This is a genomic window from Nostoc commune NIES-4072, from assembly GCF_003113895.1.
In the GTDB taxonomy this organism is placed as follows: Bacteria; Cyanobacteriota; Cyanobacteriia; order Cyanobacteriales; family Nostocaceae; genus Nostoc; species Nostoc commune.
This window is the reverse complement of sequence record NZ_BDUD01000001.1, coordinates 3,124,446-3,146,461: the sequence shown is the minus strand read 5'-3', so window position 1 is coordinate 3,146,461 and position 22,016 is coordinate 3,124,446. Positions and strand designations below refer to the sequence as shown.

The 22,016-nt window shown below is 41.5% G+C and carries 16 protein-coding genes and 2 pseudogenes; 7 read left to right on the top strand and 11 right to left on the bottom strand.

The genetic code is table 11. The features are described 5' to 3' along the window. Positions 1–178: 178 nt before the first annotated feature. The 3 genes from CDC33_RS13985 to CDC33_RS13975 all read right to left on the bottom strand — a co-directional run bounded on the left by CDC33_RS13985 (position 179) and on the right by CDC33_RS13975 (position 4,982). On the bottom strand, positions 179–826 hold the full coding sequence (locus CDC33_RS13985; protein WP_109008963.1) for a hypothetical protein: 648 nt from the start codon (positions 824–826) through the stop codon (positions 179–181). Positions 827–982: 156 nt separating this feature from the next. Further along, positions 983–2,563: a CHAT domain-containing protein gene (locus tag CDC33_RS13980; protein ID WP_109008962.1), complete on the bottom strand. Its 1,581-nt coding sequence runs from the start codon at positions 2,561–2,563 to the stop codon at positions 983–985. 145 nt (positions 2,564–2,708) lie between these two features. Continuing rightward, the gene (locus CDC33_RS13975; protein ID WP_109008961.1) at positions 2,709–4,982 is read right to left on the bottom strand and encodes a PP2C family protein-serine/threonine phosphatase; all 2,274 of its coding nucleotides are present in this window, start codon (positions 4,980–4,982) and stop codon (positions 2,709–2,711) included. Between the two features lie 618 nt (positions 4,983–5,600). Between CDC33_RS13975 and iscB the strand changes: the two are divergent. Continuing rightward, positions 5,601–6,536, top strand: a pseudogene (iscB, locus tag CDC33_RS13970) (RNA-guided endonuclease IscB). Between the two features lie 540 nt (positions 6,537–7,076). Here iscB and CDC33_RS13960 read toward each other — a convergent pair. Beyond that, positions 7,077–7,436 carry an NAD(P)H-quinone oxidoreductase subunit M gene (locus CDC33_RS13960; RefSeq protein ID WP_100900765.1) on the bottom strand — a complete coding sequence of 120 codons (360 nt, stop codon included), beginning with the start codon at positions 7,434–7,436 and terminating at the stop codon, positions 7,077–7,079. Positions 7,437–8,310: 874 nt separating this feature from the next. Between CDC33_RS13960 and CDC33_RS13955 the strand changes: the two genes are divergently transcribed. Further along, a complete protein-coding gene (locus CDC33_RS13955) occupies positions 8,311–8,595 on the top strand; it encodes an Npun_R1517 family heterocyst differentiation transcriptional regulator (RefSeq protein WP_100900764.1) in 285 nt (94 codons plus the stop codon). Between the two features lie 602 nt (positions 8,596–9,197). Here CDC33_RS13955 and CDC33_RS13950 read toward each other — a convergent pair. Next, positions 9,198–9,893 (bottom strand): response regulator transcription factor, encoded by a 696-nt coding sequence (locus CDC33_RS13950; protein ID WP_109008959.1) that lies wholly within the window; start codon positions 9,891–9,893, stop codon positions 9,198–9,200. Between the two features lie 308 nt (positions 9,894–10,201). Then, the gene (locus CDC33_RS13945) at positions 10,202–12,187 is read right to left on the bottom strand and encodes a sensor domain-containing protein (RefSeq protein ID WP_109008958.1); all 1,986 of its coding nucleotides are present in this window, start codon (positions 12,185–12,187) and stop codon (positions 10,202–10,204) included. Positions 12,188–13,277: 1,090 nt separating this feature from the next. Here CDC33_RS13945 and ltrA point away from each other — a divergent pair. The 4 genes from ltrA to CDC33_RS13930 all read left to right on the top strand — a co-directional run bounded on the left by ltrA (position 13,278) and on the right by CDC33_RS13930 (position 17,442). Further along, positions 13,278–15,077 (top strand): group II intron reverse transcriptase/maturase, encoded by a 1,800-nt coding sequence (ltrA, locus tag CDC33_RS13940; RefSeq protein WP_219930000.1) that lies wholly within the window; start codon positions 13,278–13,280, stop codon positions 15,075–15,077. Between the two features lie 211 nt (positions 15,078–15,288). After that, complete coding sequence (locus CDC33_RS13935) at positions 15,289–16,209, top strand: histone deacetylase family protein (protein ID WP_109008957.1); 921 nt, start codon at positions 15,289–15,291, stop codon at positions 16,207–16,209. A 468-nt stretch (positions 16,210–16,677) separates the two neighbouring features. Next, positions 16,678–16,815: a hypothetical protein gene (locus tag CDC33_RS38710; protein ID WP_181374005.1), complete on the top strand. Its 138-nt coding sequence runs from the start codon at positions 16,678–16,680 to the stop codon at positions 16,813–16,815. Positions 16,816–16,995: 180 nt separating this feature from the next. Continuing rightward, complete coding sequence (locus CDC33_RS13930; RefSeq protein ID WP_109008956.1) at positions 16,996–17,442, top strand: tellurite resistance TerB family protein; 447 nt, start codon at positions 16,996–16,998, stop codon at positions 17,440–17,442. A gap of 64 nt (positions 17,443–17,506) precedes the next feature. Here the strand turns inward: CDC33_RS13930 and CDC33_RS41940 are convergent. The 4 genes and pseudogenes from CDC33_RS41940 to era all read right to left on the bottom strand — a co-directional run. Continuing rightward, a pseudogene (locus CDC33_RS41940) lies at positions 17,507–17,671 on the bottom strand (YdeI/OmpD-associated family protein); the annotation flags it as partial. Positions 17,672–17,839: 168 nt separating this feature from the next. Next, positions 17,840–18,280 (bottom strand): GNAT family N-acetyltransferase, encoded by a 441-nt coding sequence (locus CDC33_RS13925; protein ID WP_109008955.1) that lies wholly within the window; start codon positions 18,278–18,280, stop codon positions 17,840–17,842. 102 nt (positions 18,281–18,382) lie between these two features. Continuing rightward, the gene (locus CDC33_RS13920) at positions 18,383–19,060 is read right to left on the bottom strand and encodes a response regulator (protein ID WP_109008954.1); all 678 of its coding nucleotides are present in this window, start codon (positions 19,058–19,060) and stop codon (positions 18,383–18,385) included. Between the two features lie 60 nt (positions 19,061–19,120). Continuing rightward, the gene (gene era / locus CDC33_RS13915; protein WP_109008953.1) at positions 19,121–20,095 is read right to left on the bottom strand and encodes a GTPase Era; all 975 of its coding nucleotides are present in this window, start codon (positions 20,093–20,095) and stop codon (positions 19,121–19,123) included. Positions 20,096–20,374: 279 nt separating this feature from the next. Between era and CDC33_RS13910 the strand changes: the two genes are divergently transcribed. Further along, positions 20,375–21,457, top strand: a complete 1,083-nt coding sequence (locus CDC33_RS13910; RefSeq protein WP_109008952.1) for an ATP-dependent 6-phosphofructokinase — start codon at positions 20,375–20,377, stop codon at positions 21,455–21,457. Between the two features lie 126 nt (positions 21,458–21,583). Here the strand turns inward: CDC33_RS13910 and CDC33_RS13905 are convergent, their stop codons facing one another. Beyond that, complete coding sequence (locus CDC33_RS13905) at positions 21,584–22,015, bottom strand: PIN domain-containing protein (protein ID WP_109008951.1); 432 nt, start codon at positions 22,013–22,015, stop codon at positions 21,584–21,586. Position 22,016: the final 1 nt, after the last annotated feature.

The following is a 22,016-nucleotide window of genomic DNA, read 5'->3' as shown; positions in this document are numbered from 1 at the left end:
TTTATATCTTCCGATAGATGGTATAATGTTTTAATCAGCTTGCTGTGAGGTTACTTTAGGCTCACTACACAAGAATACTAAGAAGTAGTGGATACTTAAAATGGCAGTACAAGTGTTATAGCAGATAAATCTGGCTGCATCGAAAATTTATGTAGAAAAAAGAGAAAGTTCATTCAAGTTATGATTCATACTCAGACTTGTTGAGTTCATTGAAAGCATAAGAAGCGATCGCTAAAGTAAGTTTTGCTTTCTCTACTTCTGATAAAGCAGTCCAGGGGCTATTTTGAAGATTATTGAGTGCAGATGCCGCGTTTTGCGCTTCGTTGCTTCGCATAGCGTAAGCAAAAGGACGAGCCAAAACTAAGAGATCCTCTGTTCCCCAATTTGGTAGTACTGTCTGAACACACTCAACCAGTTGTTCACCGATTGATTGCTGGGCAGCAAGAATTTCAGCAGCTTTGGTGGCGATGGCGTTGAGTAATGCTTGGGGGACACAGGCGGCAAAAGTACTAGATAATCTTTCTTGAAGATTAAGTACTTGTGCTTGTTGGGGATTGTGATTATTTCCTGACTCCAGAGAGATACCAGACCAAAGTGTATCTAGATGACTATAAAAATCTTGCGATCGCGTTGTCAGTTCTTCCTCAAGCAAATCTTGCATTCCGAAGTGTTGTTCTAATTCGTCAAAATAAGCTTGTGATTCTTCATCACCTGGATTCCAGGGATAGGTAGCATCGTCTGGTTCCAGTAATGCTTCTAATAATTCTAAATCTACATTATATGGCAAAGAAGAGGAAGTGTCTGAGCCTTTAATTTTATTAGCCATTTTTCATTGCCTCACATATTATTTGGTGGTATTTACAGCTACAATTCCTCAAAATAGATTTCCGCAAAAACAGTTGAATTTTTCTACAGTTCTACAGTAAAAACAGATTTTAAAGATTGATGCTAAAGACTAAAATTTATTTCTGTAATAGCTATGCTACGAGTCTTCAATAATAAACTCCCAAGTTTCAGACCTAGCACTTCCAAACTTTAACTGCATTCCAGATTTCAATGGGACTTCCTCTCGGAGGATTTGTTGCCAACCATTAGGCCCTAAAAACCAAGTTGTCCCGTAGGTAGAAAAATCTTGCAAGTAATAACTTCGCACCAATGTAGCATCAGTAAGAGTATTGCGGCAGAAAATTTCGGCGTGGCGTTTCGATACAGATGGTTCAGGGATGACAATATCATTGTCTTTCGTGCGACCAATGCGGGTGACTCCATAACGCAGTAACCAGGTTTTACCTTTGGGAGCAAGCGATCGCAACGAAGCAGTCGGAAGCGAAAAACCGATATCTGGAATGGCTGTATCTGGTAGTTCGGTAATACCTTCATCCAGATTCTTAATGAGTTCGCCATTAAAATCTGGATGCAGGTAGAGAACAGGCAAAGTCCAAGCAGGTTGATTAAATTTATACAATGTTAATAATTCTTGCCTAGCCTGGGCTACGGCTTCATCAATTGGTTTGTGCGATCGCAAAGCTTCGGTAAAAGCTTGAATAAAACTGTGGCTTTCATGGTCAGCGATTTCATCGCGCATCCCCAAAACCGCAGGCACACCATGACGAATCAACACTTCTGCTAAACTGCTGGCAGGGATAGCTTGATGATTGATAGCAGCTGGTTGTGCGCCCCAACAGGCGTTAAAAACTGCTAATTTCACACCTGTATGAGTCAATACTTGCGCCAATTCTATCCCATTTAGGGGCATATCTGGTCGCAAAAACAGTAACCCCCCGTCTGGGCCTGGCAAACCATGTCCGGCGTAAAAGAAAACATTGTATGCTCTGGTTTCTAATTCTTGAATCAACTCCTGGGGAGTTGGTTGTAAGAGTTGAGTCACTATACAAGGAGCATATCTTTGAGAATTATCACCTACAGATGTATCTGCAAGAGTTTGCTGTAAAATAGCAGCTTCTTGTTCTAGTTGCAGCTTGTCATCATGACCTAAAACCAGCAGAATACTTAAAGCTTGGTCAGTTCGCAAATACGGTAAGGGGTCAACTTCGCTGCTGGTGCGACTAAATAGCAAATCTTGGGATAGAGACATAGCTGATTGACCAGGTTCACGCTGCATAATTTCCCAAGGGAGAGCGATCAGATCCGGGTCGCGGATTTCTAGCCGAAAGCGCAAACGTGTATGCTCACCCATAGCAATACCGCGACTGCGTTCTAGACTACCAAGAATTTGCCCATCAAATACCCAACGCCATAAATTCATTCCCAAGTTTTGCATCAAACGACTGCTGTAGGGGCCAGTGGTTTGACCTGAAGGAGGTGAAATCGAATCTAGGGGGAATGGGTTGGATTTTTGAGATGTTGAGTTTGGGGAAATATCTAAGTGACTATGACCAGCAAACAGTTGCTGCCATTCTTGCCAGACGTGATTGAGTTCATCAGGCCATACACAGTCACGTAAAACGTAGCCACTGGGATAGGGAGCTTTGACCACCCAAATAGCGAAGTTGTCAGTTCCAGTGTTACGGAGACGGGCGATCGCCAAATTCAGGGATGGCATGGATTCATTAAAATAAAAACTAAAATAAATAATTTCAAATAAGAATTCTCCAAGGTGAAAACTTTCTACTTTTTTACCTTGTAAGTTTTTACTTTGATGTTACCTGTTATTATTCCAGGTTTCTACCAGTTTATCGATTATTTGACTAAGTTGGACTGCTCTCGTCAGATGGTTGAGTAACTGGTGGTTGTGTAACAGGTGTACATGGATTTGGTGCATCTTCTGGTAAAATAGAGACACCAAAGCGTTTTAATTGAGAGAAGTCCAGCAATACTGTTTCCGGCAAAGGTTTTGAATTTGATGGAACTGAGGAAGTTACTGCTGGATTACTAGTGTTAGCTGGAGTTTGTGTGCTTTTATTAGCACAGACTCGCATAGACACTGAAAAATTTCCCGAAGCAGGTTTAGGATTTGGTTTTGTGTTAATAACTTGTAAAAAAGCTCCACGTGGAAGTGATTGGTTGTTTCCTAAGGTGATTTGATTGTTAATTTTAATTACCCAGCCAGGAGAAAGGTTGGCTAGCGATCGCTCTATGGGTGTTGCTTCGATGGTAGGATTTGAAGTTGGTATGGGTGTGGATGAAATCAAGGGGACTGATGGCGATCGCAGTTGCAGTTGCTTCACGAACAATCCTAAAGTACCTGCTGCTACCACAAGTATTAATGGAACAATCCACTGTAGCGGTATGCGCCTTTTGGCAGGCTCAGTGTCTGGAATCACCTGAGTTTTATGGTTTGGGCTACTTAAAAGTGTCGGATCTGTCGCCCTGGATGAAAAATCGATAGTTTTGGCAGAATAACTCTCTGGAATGAAGGCTTTAATCGTGATTTCCGGTTCCCAGTATTGGACTTGATAATGGACTAAAGCGATGGTGACATTATCGTGTCCATTCTTAGTGTTAGCAATTTCAACTAATCTATCCGCAACATTTGCTAAGGGGACTTCCCCAACTAGAATCGGCAAGATTTCTGTTTCCCAGTACTCCTCTACTCGATCAAAATCACTCAAACCATCGGATGTGAGCAGAAAAACAGCATCTTCATCGAGCATAAACCGTGCCGATGTGGGATGCAATGAAGTGCTAGATCCCATGCCCAAAGCTTGGACGAGAGAGCCAGCAGAACTTTGTTGTACAGCCTCGCGGTAAATGGCATAGCCTAGCCGCACCTCGCGGGAGGCAACATCATCGTCCAGGGTAACTTGATAACAACCGTGGCGGGTAATCCAGTAAGCACGACTATCACCCACGTGGGTAATGTACATTTCATGAGCAACAGGCAATGCCATGACTAAAGTCGTGCCCATCCTCTGCCGCCCTTGGCGATTTTCACTGTCATTGCGCTGACTAATTTTGTCATTAGCAATTGCCACTGCCTTTTCTAGGTCATTAAGTAGCAGTGAGGGGTCTATGTGGTCGTAGGGAACTTTTGTTAGTTGCTGTACCTGCTGCTGGATCGTTTCGATGGCTAAATTTGATGCGACATTGCCACCCTCGTGCCCACCAATGCCATCACAGACAATTGCTAAGGCTGTTGGCTGGGGTGGTTTACTTACTAGAGTTCCACTGGGTGGGCTACAGGCATCTTCATTACGTTGGCGACTTGGCCCAGTATCGGTTTTGGTGATAATTTTGATTGTGGGTGTTTGCGATCGCCCTAACCCAGCCAGTCCGCGATCTAAAACTCCGATTAATTGATCGGTTGAATTAATCTTTCCCTGAATTAAGGAAAGGCTAACCTCATTCACAAATTCAGTTATAGCTGGTTTAGCACCACTAACCAACTGCTGCCAAAATTGACCTAATTGGGGCAATTCTGGTAATGTTGCGGCATCGAAACGCAATTCTAACAAGCGGACTAATGATCCTTCTACCCGTAATACATTTGAGTCAAGCAAGCTAGAAACGACACCTTCACTTGCAAGAGGTTGCCACAGATGAGCTATTTGCCATAACCAATTGAGTTGGCGCATCGATGTTGCATCACGCCAAGCGGTGGTTAACTCACTGGCCAACTGCACTTGTTGGATTTTGTCATCTACTAATAATGGAGGTTTTTCTAAAAGTAATATTTCTCGATGAGAAGGCCCGTCACCGAGAAAAAGCACTCCATATACCTGCGGTACGTGTAAACGGTAGGGAATCAGTCTGAGGTAAGCTTTTAGAGGCTGTAAATTATCTAACTCAGACGTTAGCGCTAATAAACCAGGTTTTGTATCTAAAAGAATAAATTTATCAAGAACTAAATAGCGATCGGCTAATATTTCTCCAGGGCTACCCACACTGGGGCCATCTACCACAGCCCAGAGGTAATTTTTGGTTAGGGGCGTGGAACATCGCAGGCAAAACTTGTGGGTCAGGGGGTTGGCAGCCTGACAACTTTCATTTGTACAGTAGAGCGTTGCCGCGTCATTTTCCATAGTTTTCGCACCGGGAAGCGATTGGCAATTTCTTTAACAGCATTATTAGGGACAATCTAGACCGCTCATGTTTCTTAAACTTGACATAACCAGACTTTAGATGATGATTTTAGCTGGTGGATATCAGCAGGTGCTAATATTTACTTATCCAAAGAATATGCTCCTAAGTCAACCCTACAGCCTCATCATAGCTTTTATTGCTCTGTGACTCTCCATCGCCAAAGCAACTAACTCCAACCCTGTTACCAAAGCATAACCCAAGCATAACTGCGCCCCAAGCTTTTGCTGTACCTCATCATCAAGAGGCAGATAATCTTGGTATTTATTTAGTTTATAAGTAGGATAGCAACAATTAACTTTAATTAAGAATTAAGATAAGTCAGAAACCCCACGCCTAAAGGCGGGGGCTTGAAAAAAGCCCTAATCTGACCAGTCTAAGTTCAAAACTCGAACTACGTTTAAGGCAAGAGTTTAAAGACCTACCAGGGGATGCTTTCGCTAGTCCCCTGCTCTAGAAATTGAGGATTAAACATCTGTACAAGGGTTAAGGAAGTGTCCTCAATATAGTTACCGACCTTAAACATTGACGAAGCTAACCTTACCCGAAAGGAGGGACTTATGTCCAAAGTATTTGTTATCGACCAAAACAAGCGACCATTAGACCCAATCCATTCAGCACAAGCAAGGCAGTTATTACGAAACAAAAAAGCAGCAGTATTTAGACAGTTTCCGTTCACAATTATTTTAAAAGAATCACGTCTTGATTCTCCTATATCGGCACTCAGATTAAAAATCGATCCAGGTGCAAAACACACCGGAATTGCATTAGTCAACGGTGCTACTGGAGAGGTTGTATTTGCTGCTGAGTTAAAACATAGAGGTTTTGCAATTAGAAACGCTCTTACCTCAAGGAGACAATTAAGGCGTGGTAGACGCGTAAGAAAAACTCGTTACAGAAAACCAAGATTTTTAAACAGAACCCGTCCACCAGGATGGTTAGCACCAAGTTTACATCGGGTTGAAAATATCGAAACTTGGGTTAAAAAGCTTCGCCAGTTTGCGCCAATCACCGCTATTAGTCAAGAGCTAGTGCGGTTTGATATGCAGTTGATGCGGAATCCACATATTCAAGGGAGCGAGTATCAACAGGGTACGCTTCAAGGTTTTGAGACTCGTGAATACTTGCTTGAAAAATGGAACAGGGAATGTGCTTATTGTGGGATTAAAGATATTCCACTTCAGGTTGAACATATTTAGGACTTACGCAAAAATTGCTAAAAAGCTTAATTTCTCGAACCGCCAAGACGCCAAGAGCGCCGAGAATTCGTAGAGTGTGCGTAAGTCCTAATATTCACCCAAGTTGGTTTTCAAACTGGAGACATCATTAAAGCTGTCGTCACTAATGGTAAGAAATTAGGCGAATATGTTGGGCGGGTATTATGTCGGGCTACGGGTAGTTTTGATATTGCTACCAAGACGGGAAGAATATCGGGTATTAGCCACAAATATTGTTCACCAATTCATAAAAAGGATGGATACAGCTATGGTTTTTGAAACCAACTTGACGGCGAAAGCGTTGCGGTAGCGAGTCATCGAGCGTCTTAAAATCGCCTACGCCTTACCCCCATGCTTTCAAGCAGGGGCTTCCACGGCGAGAGGTGTTTGTTCAGGAGTGCTGAGTGCTGAGTGCTGAGTGCTGAGTAGCCCCATAGATAAATCTAGGGGATTGAAGTAAGGACGCATTATTTCTCGTGCTACGCATCTCGAAATAAATCTTTTTTTGTTTTTCCATACCGCATGCTGGGGCTTCAAACCTTTTGTGCTGAGTGCGCTTATTACTTTTTTTACTCAGCACTCGTTACTCAGCACTCAGCACTGTTTCGGTGAACTACTCAAAGTAGCTGACTAATGAAGAGGCTTTAAAAATCTGGTAATCCCGTTTCTGGGTTCTTTTTGGCGAGGTCGCAAAGCTTACAAATTAATTTTCCCCCTTCCCGTGTTGGGGAAGGAGGTTAGAGGGTTAGATTTTTCGTGGATTCCAGATGGATCTGAATTGTCAGAAAAGTTCAGCCAGATCGCTACCAACTCATTTGCTTATTGTTTGTCGTCAATTGCGACTTGGGGGACTCCCATGCTGTAGTTGGTAACGCGAGCAGATAGATTGTAGCTGATTTCGCCAAGTTGTAGGAGCGATCGCAGATAATGCTCTAAATCTGACCCAACACGGCGCAAGTTATAGTCTGTAAGGTCTGCGCCACTAGATGCTTCTACTAGTTCATCAAATTTTCGATAAACTTTTTGCAGCGCATCTTCATTCCAGTTAAATTCGTTATCTGGGTCAATATCTAACGTTAAGACTTGTTCACTGGGAATAAGTTCGCCATCCCGGTCTATTTCGCCTGCAAAAATGCGGACATGCCGGGTTGTGGACTTGAGCAGCATCGGGTTATCCATAAAAGGGTGTAAGATTTGGGTGGATTACACTGAAATTATTGTAAACGGTATATTCAAGCTTGAATGCTCTCAATTTACAAGCTTTGAACTCAGTTTCAAAAGGGTATATTGAATGGGCATAAGTAAAAATATCACCTGTACTGATTAACTTACTACTTCTGTTAGGAGTTGAAGACACAATTAGTAGCTAGTACTGACAGTAGTCCAATTATTTTTTTGTAAAAATTACTGGTGAGAGTGTTTTTATTTGGCGTATACAAACAAGTCAAAGTGGTGTGCTAATCTTACCTACTGCTAAGATTTTCGTACTCATGAAGCCTAAAAGCCAGTAGAGTCAAGCACTCACCAGGAATAATTTGATCTGTGTACATTTTTTTATGGAGAACAAAAGTTTTTACCTTAATTATTCTGCTCATCAATTTTTGCGAAATTGTCTATTGCAAAAAACGTACATCAAGTAATTTTACTGAATAGTGCTACATCGACCTCTGGCTTTACTAATTTCAAAAAAATTAAGCGATTTTACTTACGTATAAACACCAAAATTCAAGTAACAAGTCAAACTGTTCTTGACGTTCACATAAAGTTGATGTAAAAAGCTTTAAAAAGACCGGACAACTTCTTACAGAAACTTTATTGTGTAGAATCTTAAAAACTGAATAATAGTTATGGCTTACCATAAGCTATATCTGGCACAGTCACATCAAAATCTAGCTTGAAAATAAAACACAGGAGACTGAAATGGAATACAAAGGTGATTGATGAAGAAAAATTCTTAATTCAAGCACTTTGGATTCAAAGAAGATATAAAGAATTTTGCTGGGCATCTACCTCCTTACCCTCATGACCACCAAGTAAAGGAATCTCAATAGTTATGAACTCCAAAGCATTACCACGCCAGATAAATAATCTCGAAGTAGGTGTTTATGAGTGCGAAATCCATCTCAAATTCCGGTTGATTGAGGAAAAGAGTCTATTGGGCGATCGCGAACAACTGTTACAGGTATTACTTGATGCCTTAACCGAGGGTTCTGACGACTTTCTAGAGACACTGCAAGCGTCTGTTAAAGCGCAGGAAGTGTCTGAGTTTAAAGCCTCACCTCAAATGCGACGCCAGTTGATGCGCTTGCGTAATGCTGCTGAAAATCCCCAGTCTTAAAGGTGTAATTTAAGTAGCGAAAAAACATTAATTGGGCATCAAATCAAATGTTGATCATATAGCCCCGTTGCAATAAAAACTAAGCAGTAAGTAGAATTCATAAAATATTGTGATTTCTCCTTTGTGAAAGTCTTTAGCAGCACAGAGTCCCAGGAACAGTTTCTCTATTAAAAACTTTGTAGCAAAGGGTACTGGTAGAATCTAAGAGCAAATTCAGCCGGGTGCATTTTACCGAGTTTTTATAAAAACATTACAGGAACAAGAAAATTCTGTGTCTTTACAGATGGGGAATTGGACAACAGGCGCAAATTCAGTGAAAACCTAAAAGGCCAAAGTGAAAATAAATAACTTTCCTTTTAGCTTTTTACTTTAACTAAGTGCCTGATTTGCTGAAATACTTATGTTTTATCTATTACTGGTAATAGGTTATGGTTTAGCAGCCAGTTACCTATTGCCAATTACCCACAAGAGGCAGGGGAAGCAGGGGAGCAGGGGAGCAGGGAGATGAGGTAAGAAAGAATAACTAATGCCCCATGCCCCATGCCCAATGCCCAATGCCCAATCCCCAATCCCCAATCCCCAATTCCCAATTCAAAAACTCTCTATTTAGCAAGACCGTGTTCTAGGGCGAAACGAACTAACTCAGTACGGCTATTGGTGCCAGTTTTACTGAATAAACGGCTGACGTATTTTTCTACATTGCGGACGCTGGTTTCTAAGCGACGGGCGATTTCTTTGTTCATCAACCCTTCAGCAACTAAGTTCAAAACACTTTGTTCTCTAGGAGTCAAATCAATTTTGAAGGGCGCTGGAGATTGGGAAATGGCATTTCTTTGAGTTAACAATGCTTTAATTTGGGCAATCTGATTGGCTAATTCAGCAAGATCAGGGGTTTCAACGTCATCTCCAGTAGTTGAAGCCTTAGCGGCCCGGCGGGCTAGCAAATTTTCGACTATAGCCACTAACTCATCTGGATCGAAGGGTTTGGGTAGATAGGCATCCACACCAGCATGATACCCTTGGATGCGATCGCCTGTCATACCTTTAGCAGTTAAAAATACTACCGGCAGCGCTTGGAAGCGGGGGTCTTCTCGCAGTTGCTTCAGGAACTGATAGCCATCCACCTGAGGCATCATGACATCAGAAATCACTAAGTCAGGTGTATTCATCTGCATCAATTCCCAACCTTCAAGGGCGTTACTGGCGACTTGAACGCTGAAACCGCTCTCTTGCAAATAGTCTTTGACGGCTTCCCGTATTCCTGGTTCATCATCCACCAGTAACAATTGTGCTGACATTTAAAATTCCCTTAAGTTTACCTTTTTCCAATTTAGCGAAAGTTGAGAGTCATTGAACAAAAGGGATAAAGGAAAAACGAGAGAGCTTGTTAACACGATGGCTGGTACTATGGTAACGAAGGCAATGACCAATTTTATGAGCTAGTTCACTTCCCCTTTCCTGCAAAGACGCACTCGCATTCGCCTATCAAGTGGCTTTATTTCAGCTAAAGTCTCTTTTACAAAACTAGATTACAACAAATCCCCGCTTTGGTTTGGCGCTATATACCGATTTAAAATACGAATAACGAATTACTTTTAAATAACCCTTACCACCGAGGATTTGTCATAATTAATGCTTCTGCTGCTGAACTATTTAATGGAACAGAGAAAAAATTTCCCTGAGCATATTCACAGTTCAACTTTCTTAGAAGTGCTAATTGCTCTTTTGTCTCTACTCCTTCGGCTAGCACATCCACACCAAGTTTGTGTGCCACTGTGATAATTATCTCAATAATTTCTAAATCTTTACTATTGACGCTCATCAAGCTGATGAAAGAAGGGTCAATCTTCAACACACTAATCGGAAAGTTATAAAGACGACCTAATGAAGAGTAGCCCGTACCAAAGTCATCAATTGATAACTCAATGCCCATCTCTCGAAGTTGTAAAAGTGCAGCAGTTGTCTTATCGCTATTTTCCACAATTACGCTTTCAGTAATCTCTAGCACTAAAGTAGCAGCATCAAGACCAGTTGAGTGCAAAACTTGCCCAATCTGCTCAATTAAATTTGGCTGGGAAAATTGCTTGAGGGAGAGATTGACACTGATTTTCTCTAACAAGTTAGAATGATGGCACATCCGCCAAGCTTGCATTTGGCGACAGGCTTCATCCAACACCCAGCTACCAATAGAGAAAATTAGTCCAGTTTCTTCTGCAAGGGGAATAAAATCTGCTGGATTAAGTAAACCACGCTCTGGATGCTGCCAGCGCAACAAAGCCTCAAAACCTAAAATAGAGCCTTTGGTGAGTGAAACAATCGGTTGGTAAAAAACTCGAAACTCAAGGTGTTCAATTGCTCGGCGTAACTCGGTCTCTAACTGCAATTTTGCCAAAACCTTAGCATACATATCTGAGTTGAATAGCTCATAACGCGCTCTGCCCAGCACCTTAGCTCGGTACATTGCCGTATCAGCATCCCTCAACAGTTCTTCTGGCTGTTCATAGTCAACTGTCGAACTCAAGGCAATACCAATACTTGCTGTTGTGAACATTTCTTGTCCCTCAAGCTCAAAGGGTAACGCTAGTTCCTGTTGAATCCGCTCAACCGCTTTGATGGCGTCTGACACATCTTGGATTCCTTCAAGCAGGATTGTAAATTCGTCTCCCCCAAGGCGTGCAACTGTATCTATGGAGCGTATACATATTTCTAGCTTATTTGCAATCGCAAGCAGAAATTGGTCTCCTTTTATGTGTCCTAAACTGTCATTGATCAGCTTAAAGCGATCTAGGTCGATAAATAGTACAGCAAATAAATAGTCTGAATGCCTTTTTGCATAATCGATTGCACGTCTTAGGCGGTTCATAAATGCAGCACGGTTCGGCAAACCCGTCAGTGCATCGTGAAACGCAAGGTATAGCAGTTGTGATTCGACTCGTTTACGCTCTGTAATTTCAGTTAGCAATTTCTGATTTGCTTTTACCAGTTCTGCTGTCCGTTCTGCTACTCTTATTTCTAACTCCTCGTAAGCTTGGTGCAACATTTTTTCAACTTGTTTGCGCTCAGTGATGTTACACAGTAGCCAATGCCAGCCAATCTGCTTCTTCTGTAAGTCGTACACCGCAGACGCCTTAATCATCGCAGGGAAAGGCTCTCCTCCCCGTGGTTGTAAGTTAATTTCCCAGTTCAGTAGCTCCTGAAAATTCTTCAACTGAAGACTAAACGACTGGCGGTCTTGTTGAGCAATAAAGACAATTAATGGTTTACCTACTAGATACTTTTGGTGGACACCGAGCAAGGTTGCTGCTGCATGGTTAGCCTCTTGGATTGTGCCTACAGCATTAGTTACCAAATAACCATCTGGAGCGAACTCAAACAAATCTTGGTAACGCTGGCGCTCTTTCTCTAATGCCGTTCGTGTTACCTTTAACTCCTGGGAGGCTGTCAATAGTTGTTCCATTGCAGTGTGGAGTTCCTCAAAAGCCTCTGTTATTATCTCTTCTTGGGAGTTTGCCTTAATTTCATTGCATTGTAATAACGCCTGTATCTTCGAGTACAATTTCTCTATATGCTGGCTAAATGCATCCACGTTCATGTTGCTTAACTCACATAACTATGAAGCGTAGCTGTGAAGGAAAAAACAAGGGGAAGCATACCCCATGCCTTTCTGAAGCCTTCAGGTTCTATTAAGCAGGGAAGTACCGGGTTAATTGCAAAAGTAGACACGTTGTAAATTAACTATTGCAGAACTTGTTTTCTTGATTTACTAGTTTATCTATCAATGATGAGAGAGCAATTAAATTTTTCCATTAATGACCAAAGTACAAAGTTAGAACAAGCCCAACCTGCTGAGATTTTTATTTTATTAAAGACAATTTATCAAAGTTAAAATTATCTCATGTCTCATAACAGTATATTTGCTGGGTTTATTTATTTACATGCTTCTTAAGATATATTCACTTTTGATACGAACCTATATTTCGGGAAGCTTTGCAACATTGTGCCTCTGCGGTTAGTTACAAGAAAAACTGGGAAGTTTGAAAGCCCTGTCTCTTTAGAGCAGGGGTGCGATTCGTTCACTCGAAATGAATAGAAATATTCAGGGATGAGTGACATTTGAGAGATAACCCCATTGGGTTGAGTTCGCACTTTAATCTCTCTCAGATGATAACTGAATAACCATGAGGGTGACTCCAAAAGAAATTAAGGAGAAGTCCCTCTCCGTAGGTGCAACGGTAACAGCATCATCCCTACGGTAGCGACTAGCCATCAATCCGTAAAGCGGGATGAAAAGGAGGAACAACTGGCAGCCTAAGCTGGTTCCCTTTCGAGCATGAACCCATGAATAGCAAAAGCAAAGATGCGCCGAACCATCGTAATAAAGAACCAGCGAAATAAGGCTTAATGCGTTGGAGCCAAAAGGTAAGGGATAAAGGGCTGGCAGTTCCTCGCCTGACCAGTTGCACTCCTAATAAACCCGGTGGATAGCATCATTCTAAAGGTTCTAACAATGGTTATTCGGAACGAAGTAACCTTTCGTTTGCTCTCAGTAAGGTCGATAACCGAGTAGGTGCTAACCGTATGCAACGAGAGTAAAGATTTAGTCAGAAGCGAACGCTCTGTTGTAATGACAGAGATATGCTGACGGACTTACGGTGATTTGGAGTGTAAAGTTATGAGTAGCAATGCAAAAGTCTAATACACGACAAATTGCTCCTAAACCTAACAAAAACGGTTTTCTTCCCCTGAAGACTAACCCAATTAGAACGGTTTTGAGTAATGAATCGATGGTGGAATGGAAACACATCAACTGGCGTAAGTTGGAAAGACGTGTTTTTAAGTTGCAAAAACGAATTTACAAAGCATCTCGTCGTGGTGATGTCAAAGCATTTCGCAGACTCCAGAGGACGTTGATGAATTCCTGGGCAGCAAAGTGTCTATCGGTTCGTCGGGTTACACAAGATAACCAGGGCAAAAAGACAGCAGGGGTGGACGGTGTTAAATCACTATCCCCAGAAGCTCGTTTGATACTGGTTACAAAAATAAAACCTAAGTCAAAGGTGAAACCGACACGACGGGTTTGGATTCCCAAACCAGGAACGGATGAGAAACGACCTTTGGGTATTCCCGTAATGAACGACCGAGCCTTGCAAGCGCTGTTCAAACTGGCATTAGAGCCGGAATGGGAAGCACGATTTGAGCCTAACTCATACGGGTTCAGACCTGGGCGCTCATGTCATGATGCAAGAGAGGCAATATTCCAAGCAATTGTGCAGAAAAGTAAATTTGTGCTTGATGCCGACATTGCAAAATGCTTCGACCGCATCGACCATGAAGCACTGCTAAGAAAATTAAATACATCTCCCACCATCCGCCGACAAATTCGAGCATGGTTAAAAGCGGGGGTAATGGATGGTAAGCAGTTGTTTCCAACATCTGAGGGTACGCCACAGGGTGGGGTAATCTCTCCGCTACTAGCTAACATCGCCCTTCACGGGATGGAAGAACGGATAAATAAGGCATTCCCAGAAATGTCTCAAACCATGAGGGAAACTTGGTATCACAAAAAAGGTACAAAGTTCAGAAGCCCTCAAGTTATCCGATATGCCGATGACTTTGTGATTCTCCACAAAGACATAACCGTTGTCCAAAGATGCAGGGAGATAATCTCTGAATGGTTAATAGACATGGGTCTGGAATTGAAGCTTTCTAAAACACGTCTAACCCACACTTTAAATAAGTATGGGTCAGAAAAACCAGGTTTTAACTTCCTTGGTTTTAACATAAGACAGTGGAAAGTGGGTAAATACCACTCAAAACAAGGCTTCAAGACAATCATCACCCCAAGCAAGGAAAAGCAAAAGATACATTACGACCGAATAGCAAGTATCATCGATGACCATAAAGCAGCGCCACAAATGGCGTTAATCAGCCGACTAAATCCGGTAATAACAGGATGGTCTAACTACTATTCAACATCAGTAAGCAAGGTTATCTTTGCTGACCTAGATAATCTCATGTATCCAAAGCTAAAGGCTTGGGCGCAACACCGCCACCCCAAGAAATCCAGGGGATGGGTAACAAAGAAATATTGGCAAACCATAGGTGGTGATAATTGGGTATTCGCAACCAGGCAAGAGGGTAAAAACCCGTTGCGGTTACGGTCACACGCGGAAACAAAAATTATTCGGCATGTGAAAGTTAAAGGCGAAGCTAGTCCTTATGATGGCAACCTAATTTACTGGAGTTCAAGAATGGGAGAACACCCAGAAACGACTACGAGAGTAGCAACACTCTTAAAGAAACAAAAAGGGAAGTGTACCCACTGCCGAATGTACTTTCGAGAGGAAGATGTACTGGAGATTGACCACAAAATCCCCAAAAGTTTGGGAGGTAAAGACGATTATAAAAATCTCCAGATATTACACAGACACTGCCACGATGAAAAGACAACTGTAGATGGTTCAGTTGTGAAGTACGCATGATAAGCGCCGATTCATTGAGGAGCCGGATGAGGTGAAAGTCTCACGTCCGGTTTTGAAGACCAACGGGGTTGGTGACAACCTCGTTGAGTTTACTAGTGTCAAATAATCCAGCAAACTTAGCTTGACGCAGTAAGTAGTACTAAGGAAAAACTGTTTGTACCAGTAACGATACAATAGCATTCATTGTCTTGCTGTCAACCTTTTTCGTCCTATGCTGCCAGTCATCTATTCCGACGAATTTTTAGATCACAAGACCGGAAAATACCATCCTGAAAAACCAGAACGTTTAAGTGCGATCGCTACTGCCCTAAAAGCAGCTACATTTGCAGATAAAATTGACTGGCGATCGCCTACACCAGCATCAGAACAGCCATCACTGATGTCTATGTTAGTTAAGGCCCATAGCCCAGCCTACATCAAAAAACTTTGGCAAATCGCTTCTAGTGGCGGCGGCCCTTTGGATGGAGATACGCCAGTTTCCCCGCGTAGTTATGATGTGGCATTGTTGGCAGTCAGTGCATGGTTGGATGGTGTTGAGGCTGTGTTAAAGTCGGCGAATCCAGCTTTTGTACTAGCACGTCCCCCAGGACATCATGCAGAAAGTGATGCGGGGATGGGCTTTTGCCTATTTTCTAATGCGGCGATCGCAGCTTTATTTGCCCTTGAGCAACCCGGAATTAACCGCGTCGCTATCCTCGATTGGGATGTACATCACGGTAATGGTACTCAGGCGATCGTTGAAACCCAAGCAAGCATTGCCTACTGTTCCCTACATCAGTATCCCTGCTATCCCGGTACTGGAAGAGCGACAGAACGCGGCTTTCATAATAATGTATTAAATTTACCTGTACCCCCTGGTAGTGATATTGCATCATATCAGCCGCTATTTGAAAGACAAGTTGTACCCTTTTTGGCTAACTTTCAGGCGGATTTGCTGATTGTGAGTGCTGGTTATGATGCCAATGCCGCAGATCCTTTGGCAAGTATGAATTTGCAGCCAAAAGACTACGCTTTATTTACTGACTATTGTCTAGGGATAACTCGTAAAATTCTATTTGGCTTAGAAGGTGGTTACGACTTTGGTTCTCTTTCTGAATCAGTTGTAGCAACGATTGAACATTGTTTACTTTAGAGACTTTCTTTTTTTAAGTAAAACCTCGGAATTTGTAATTGAGTGACTTTAGTATATGCACTGAGATCATAATAATCCTATTAATTCGTGGCTCAGATTCCCGATTTCTCTTATGAACTGGGAATCTTTTTGTGTGTATCCTTTGGATTTCACAACATAGTCTGCAAAAATAGGCAATTTGTGCATACTTCTTGTCATGATTATTTGTGAGTTAGTTGACTAATTTAACAGCTATTTTACGTAAAAGTAGGGTGAAACAACTTTTGCTCTAAACTCAACCTAAGTAATTTCTTTTACCAAGGCTTTCTAAAATTCATCAAATCTTCAGAAATAAAAAGTTTGAATGTTGTTCTGAAACAGCTAAAGTTTTGTTAAGATGCAATTGCTAGCAGTTTCTCGGCGAAATTCACCCATCGGTGTGTGGAGAAATAAAAAGTACTAGCAGCACAAATTTCAAAAGGTGAAGCAATGACCACCTATATTTTCTTTGATGAAGCCCTACGGATGCTCACAAACGCCTATTTAATATCAGTAGTACTGTTACTAGCAGCTTCTGGTATAGGTTTGGCGGTAATTGAAACAATAGAAAAGGCAGGAGAACGCTAAGTAGTTTATAAATGGCAGTGTAGTTATTGCCAAAAACCATTGCGTGCAAGTGTTCGCCATGAACAAATCTTGGGAATACTAAAGCATGAAAGTCTCATAGCGTTGCAGTTTTGCCTGTAAATCTACCAAACATACAGGTAACTGTAGCGCTATTGAGGCTCTAACCAAGGAGTTACTACAATGGGTCTATTTGACGCTGTGTTGGGCACAGAAAGCCAAACTCAAACAGCACTGAATCCAGAGGAGGCTTTTGCTGTCATTGTTTTGGCAGCAACAGCGTCAGACGGTTATCTTTCTTTTGAGCAAGCAAATTCTATCACTTTTGTGCTGTCTCGGATGAAACTTTTTAAAAGTTATCCCCATGAGATGATGAACAAGTTGTTTGAAAAAATCTTGGGCATTCTCGAAGGGGATGGCTTTAATAGTTTATTTAATGCAGCCAAAGATTCTCTATCTCAAGACTTGCGGGAAGCAGCATTTGCAGTAGCCACCGATCTAGTTTTAGCTGAAGGTATTGTAGCTGAAGAAGAAAAAAACTTCTTAAATGATTTATATCAAGCTTTAGGTGTTTCTAGCGAGATAGCAATACAAATTATCCAAGTAATCTTAATTAAAAACCGTGCATGAGGCGATAAAATATATGGTTATAAAGAAAGCGTGCCAAAGGAGTTAAGCTTCTTTGGCACTATTTTTTGATCGCATCTAACTTCCTCCATGAGCCATCTTGTTTTGCAGCTTCAATTTTTTCTAGACCACCTGTAGTCATCAAACCTTGTTCTATAAGTTCTTCAATATATTGTTTATTTAATTTTGACCACCCGCTTTTCGCTTTTCTAGGTGTAAGTAGGTCGGCGTAAATAATTATTGTTGTAATAGGGCAGGGGGCAGGGGGCAGAAAGTGGGGAATTCATTATTAGGTTTGGATACACCAGTACTCCTATTCTTGCTGAGGTTTGTTTCTGTATGTATTTCGCTGCATTTGTTTTATGTTCAATACGTAATTAGTACAAAGCTTTCATCTCCTCTAAAATCGTTTTGCCATCAAAATCAGATGCTGGCTTCTTTGATAGCCATGCTTGGTGTAAAAAGCCTCTGCTTGTCCATCCTTTTTAGTCAAAAGATAAACAGAGGTAACTTTCATCGCGGTTAGAGTATCCATTAGCTGGTTAAGTAGCTTTGTCCCAATTCCTTGACTTTGCTTATGAGACCGGACACAGATTTCTTCTAGATAAAAGCTTTTACTTTTTTGCCCTTGCTTACAATAACCTGCCACGAATCCTAAAAGTTCATCGTGTTTGAATACAAATCCAACAAAACCTGGTGTATTCAGAATTTCAAACAACCTTGCTTTTGCAGTCTCGAAAGTCCATTCCTCGCTCCAAGGTTCACCATTGAAAACTTCAATATATAAATGAGCGCACTGATCAAGATATTCAGTAGTAAAGGTTTGAATTTCTTCTGACATCAAAAAACTAGAGTTTAGTTAATTATGAAATTAAAGTACCAGCATCACAGATAAAGATTACCAGATCAGATATTTATCTACAGCACTCACAGATTGTAGCAATCAAACCAACCCAGAACGTAGTGCCACAACTGCTGCTTGCACGCGATCATCTACTGCTAATTTATTCATAATCCCTCGGACGTGAGTTTTGATGGTGTTGGGGCTGAGATAGAGTTTTTCGGCAATTTCTGGGTTACTCAAGCCGTCTACCATCAGTTTCAACACTTCTAACTCGCGCCCAGATAAGTTGGCGGTGTTGGTGGTGGGTGAAGGTGGTTTGAGATTATCAATTACTCGCCGGGCAATTTGGGGATCAAGATAGGCTGCACCATCAACTGCGGCTGCGATCGCACTTAACAATCGTTCCACACTTGCACCTTTGATGCAATATGCATCTGCACCGCTAGAGAGTGCCGCAATAATTTCTGTCTCCGTTTGATGAGATGTCAGCATTACTACATGAGTTGCTGGCAGCGCCGCCTTAATTTGCTGTGTCGCTGCAATGCCATCCAATCGCGGCAAGCCAATATCCATAACCACCAAATCAGGTTTCAGTTGCAGTGCTGCTTGAACTCCTAAATAACCATCTTCTGCTTGTCCAACAATCTCTAACTGAGGATGAGCCATTAACGATTGCTCTAATCCCAGTTGCATCATCGGATCATCTTCGACAATTAACACACGCAATGGCGGAGCATTGGCGGGTAAATTTAAGGGATAGCGAGTATCTAAAGACATTTTTATTAATTATTTGTCATTTGTCATTTACCTTTTTGACCAATGCCCCATGCCCAATTATTATTCTTCCACGCGATAACCTAACTCTGCTAAACTGATCCGCGACTGTCGCCATTTTGGCTGAACTTTCACAAACAATTCTAGGTAAACTTTACCAGAGATTAACTTTTGGATTTGTTCGCGGGCTTCGCTACCAATTGCTTTGAGCATTGCTCCACTTTTGCCAATGAGTATGCCTTTTTGAGAATCGCGCTCGACGTTAATGGTAGCAAGTATCCGGGTAATGCTAGGAGTTTCTTCTACTAGGTCAATAGCGATCGCTACTGAATGGGGTACTTCTTCACGAGTCAATAATAAAATTTGTTCTCGGATTAATTCACCCATGATAAAGCGTTCTGGTTGGTCAGTTACCAAATCTGGCGGGTAGTATAATGGCCCAATTTCTAAATGTTCAATTAATAATTCTTGAAGTTGCGGTAATCCTGCACTTGTCTTGGCAGAAAATTTTACGATTTCCCATTCATGGGACTGGGCCATCTGAGCGTAACTATCATCTAAAAACTGAGAATCAGACGGTTGTTGGTCGATTTTGTTAACACCCAAAATCACTGGTGTTTTGCTGCGACACAGCAATTCGGCAATATAGCGATCGCCTGATCCACAAGCTACCCCTCCATCTACTACAAATAGCACTACATCTACCGATTCAATGGCAATTTTGGCATTTTGCACCAATACTTCCCCCAATTGATGATGGGGCTTATGAATTCCTGGCGTATCTACAAAAATTAATTGTGCTTCTGGTGTAGTTAAAATGCCGCGCAAACGGTTACGTGTTGTTTGCGCTACAGGGGAAGTTATGGCAATTTTTTGTCCTACTAATTGATTCATTAAAGTAGATTTACCGACATTAGGACGACCAACAATGCCGATAAAACCTGATTTGAATTCAGGAGGAGCCTGTGGGATTGTTACTTCTCCTGGAAATGAGAAGTTGTAATTATCAATACTAGTCACCTTTGGCTCCACCCTCATATTTTACAGCTGGGATAACTTGGTTTTTTCTTAGACACAAAACAAGCATAAAATTCCCCTGGCATTTTTAGGGATTGCTTTTGCCGAGGTTTAATCTACTACTGGCTCTACACCTATATTTTACAGCTAAGATAACTTTGTTTTGTTTTTAGATACAAAACAAACATAAAATTACTTTGGCATTTACTAGAGGCGCATTTGCTTAGGTTTAATCTGCTGCTAATGTTTTAAGTTTCATCGACTACTCAATATATTTGGATCAAAATGTCAATAAAAAATATGGGAGAACGCAAACGCATTGGAATTCTTACTAGTGGAGGTGATTGTTCTGGCTTAAATGCTGTGATTAGGGCTGTAGTAAATTGTGCTGTGGATACTTACGGCTGGGAAGTTTTAGGAATTCGTCAAGCGACTCTAGGATTAATGGCGCGTCCCCCACAATTTACAAAATTGGAAGTTGATCAAGTTGACTCGCTGTTAACTGCGGGTGGGACAATGTTGGGGACAACCAATAAAGGCGACCCTTTTGCTTTTCCAATGGCGGATGGAAGTTTATGCGATCGCTCTGAAGAAATCATTGCAGGTTATCATGAGCTAGGTTTAGATGCTTTGATTGGTATTGGCGGCGATGGTAGTTTGGCAATTCTCCGCCGCCTCGCCCAACAAGGAGGCATTAATCTAGTAGGTATTCCCAAAACCATTGATAATGATATTGGCGTTACTGAACATGCTATTGGTTTTGATACAGCAGTCAATATTGCCACAGAAGCACTAGATAGGTTGCATTTTACTGCTGCAAGTCATAGCCGAGTCATGATTTTAGAAGTTATGGGGCGTGATGCTGGACACATAGCTATAGCTGCGGGAATTGCGGGGGGAGCGAATGTAATTTTAATTCCCGAAATTCCTTACACAGTTGAGCATATTTGCCACAAAATTAAAGAACGCCAAGAGAAAGGCAAAAACTATTGTTTGATAATTGTTTCTGAAGCGGTTCGTACCCACGATGGGGAAAATGTGACGATTACAAATCGCTTAGGTCAATCTCGATACGGTGGAATTGGCGAATATTTAGCAGATAAAATTATTGAACACATTGGTGTAGAAACGCGAGTCACTGTTTTAGGACACATTCAACGGGGTGGAACTGCTTCACCACTAGATAGATTAGTTGCAACTGCTTTTGGTGTTGCAGCCGTTAATCTAATTGCAGAGGATAAATACGATCGCATGGTGACTTGGCAAAATCGCCAAGTATTAAGTGTACCAATTACAGAAGCGATCGCTCAATATAGCGCTGTCGATCCCAATGGTACTTTGGTTAAAACCGCTCGTGGTATGGGTATTTATTTGGGAGACTAAACAATACAAAGTAGGGACACAGCATTGCTGTGCCTCTACTATCGCCTGTATTTTACGCAAATCAGAATCTGCTATAATTTATGTTTAATAAGCAAAATATAAAACTGTAAATCTAATTACCTACTTTTATTTAAACGGATTCACAATCTCTAATTGACCAGCTAATACAAACCCATCCTGCATATCTTCAGAATAGAGAATTGTTGCTTCTACAGACAGCGCACAAGCAACAATTAAGCTATCCCAAAAAGAAAAATTATATCGACTGCGGATATCAGATGCAGATTCAAAAATATTCAGGTTGAATTCTACCACAATGCAGCGACGATAAAGTGACTGAATCACAGCTTTGATTTGTTCTTCGTTAAAGGTTGCTTTTTTTAGTAAATTAGCAGAAACCTCGTTTACAACCTGCGTACTGATAATTATTCCTTGATTTGACGTAATTGAAATAGCAATATTCCGCTTTCTTTCTCTTTCTGCGACTTCTATTTTGTTATCGTCAAATAAACGATATAGCCAAACATTCGTATCAATAAAAGATGCACCATTTATCATA

What these genes read in the sequence shown, in the direction of transcription:
- CDC33_RS13935 (WP_109008957.1), top strand. Translation starts at nt 15,289, where the DNA reads ATGCTGCCAGTCATCTATTCCGACGAATTTTTAGATCACAAGACCGGA.
- CDC33_RS13920 (WP_109008954.1), bottom strand. Translation starts at nt 19,060, where the DNA reads ATGTCTTTAGATACTCGCTATCCCTTAAATTTACCCGCCAATGCTCCG.
- CDC33_RS13985 (WP_109008963.1), bottom strand. Translation starts at nt 826, where the DNA reads ATGGCTAATAAAATTAAAGGCTCAGACACTTCCTCTTCTTTGCCATAT.
- CDC33_RS13950 (WP_109008959.1), bottom strand. Translation starts at nt 9,893, where the DNA reads ATGTCAGCACAATTGTTACTGGTGGATGATGAACCAGGAATACGGGAA.
- CDC33_RS38710 (WP_181374005.1), top strand. Translation starts at nt 16,678, where the DNA reads ATGACCACCTATATTTTCTTTGATGAAGCCCTACGGATGCTCACAAAC.
- CDC33_RS13980 (WP_109008962.1), bottom strand. Translation starts at nt 2,563, where the DNA reads ATGCCATCCCTGAATTTGGCGATCGCCCGTCTCCGTAACACTGGAACT.
- ltrA (WP_219930000.1), top strand. Translation starts at nt 13,278, where the DNA reads ATGCAAAAGTCTAATACACGACAAATTGCTCCTAAACCTAACAAAAAC.
- CDC33_RS13975 (WP_109008961.1), bottom strand. Translation starts at nt 4,982, where the DNA reads ATGGAAAATGACGCGGCAACGCTCTACTGTACAAATGAAAGTTGTCAG.
- CDC33_RS13905 (WP_109008951.1), bottom strand. Translation starts at nt 22,015, where the DNA reads ATGATAAATGGTGCATCTTTTATTGATACGAATGTTTGGCTATATCGT.
- CDC33_RS13925 (WP_109008955.1), bottom strand. Translation starts at nt 18,280, where the DNA reads ATGTCAGAAGAAATTCAAACCTTTACTACTGAATATCTTGATCAGTGC.
- CDC33_RS13960 (WP_100900765.1), bottom strand. Translation starts at nt 7,436, where the DNA reads ATGGATAACCCGATGCTGCTCAAGTCCACAACCCGGCATGTCCGCATT.
- CDC33_RS13945 (WP_109008958.1), bottom strand. Translation starts at nt 12,187, where the DNA reads ATGAACGTGGATGCATTTAGCCAGCATATAGAGAAATTGTACTCGAAG.
- CDC33_RS13930 (WP_109008956.1), top strand. Translation starts at nt 16,996, where the DNA reads ATGGGTCTATTTGACGCTGTGTTGGGCACAGAAAGCCAAACTCAAACA.
- CDC33_RS13955 (WP_100900764.1), top strand. Translation starts at nt 8,311, where the DNA reads ATGAACTCCAAAGCATTACCACGCCAGATAAATAATCTCGAAGTAGGT.
- CDC33_RS13910 (WP_109008952.1), top strand. Translation starts at nt 20,375, where the DNA reads ATGGGAGAACGCAAACGCATTGGAATTCTTACTAGTGGAGGTGATTGT.
- era (WP_109008953.1), bottom strand. Translation starts at nt 20,095, where the DNA reads ATGAGGGTGGAGCCAAAGGTGACTAGTATTGATAATTACAACTTCTCA.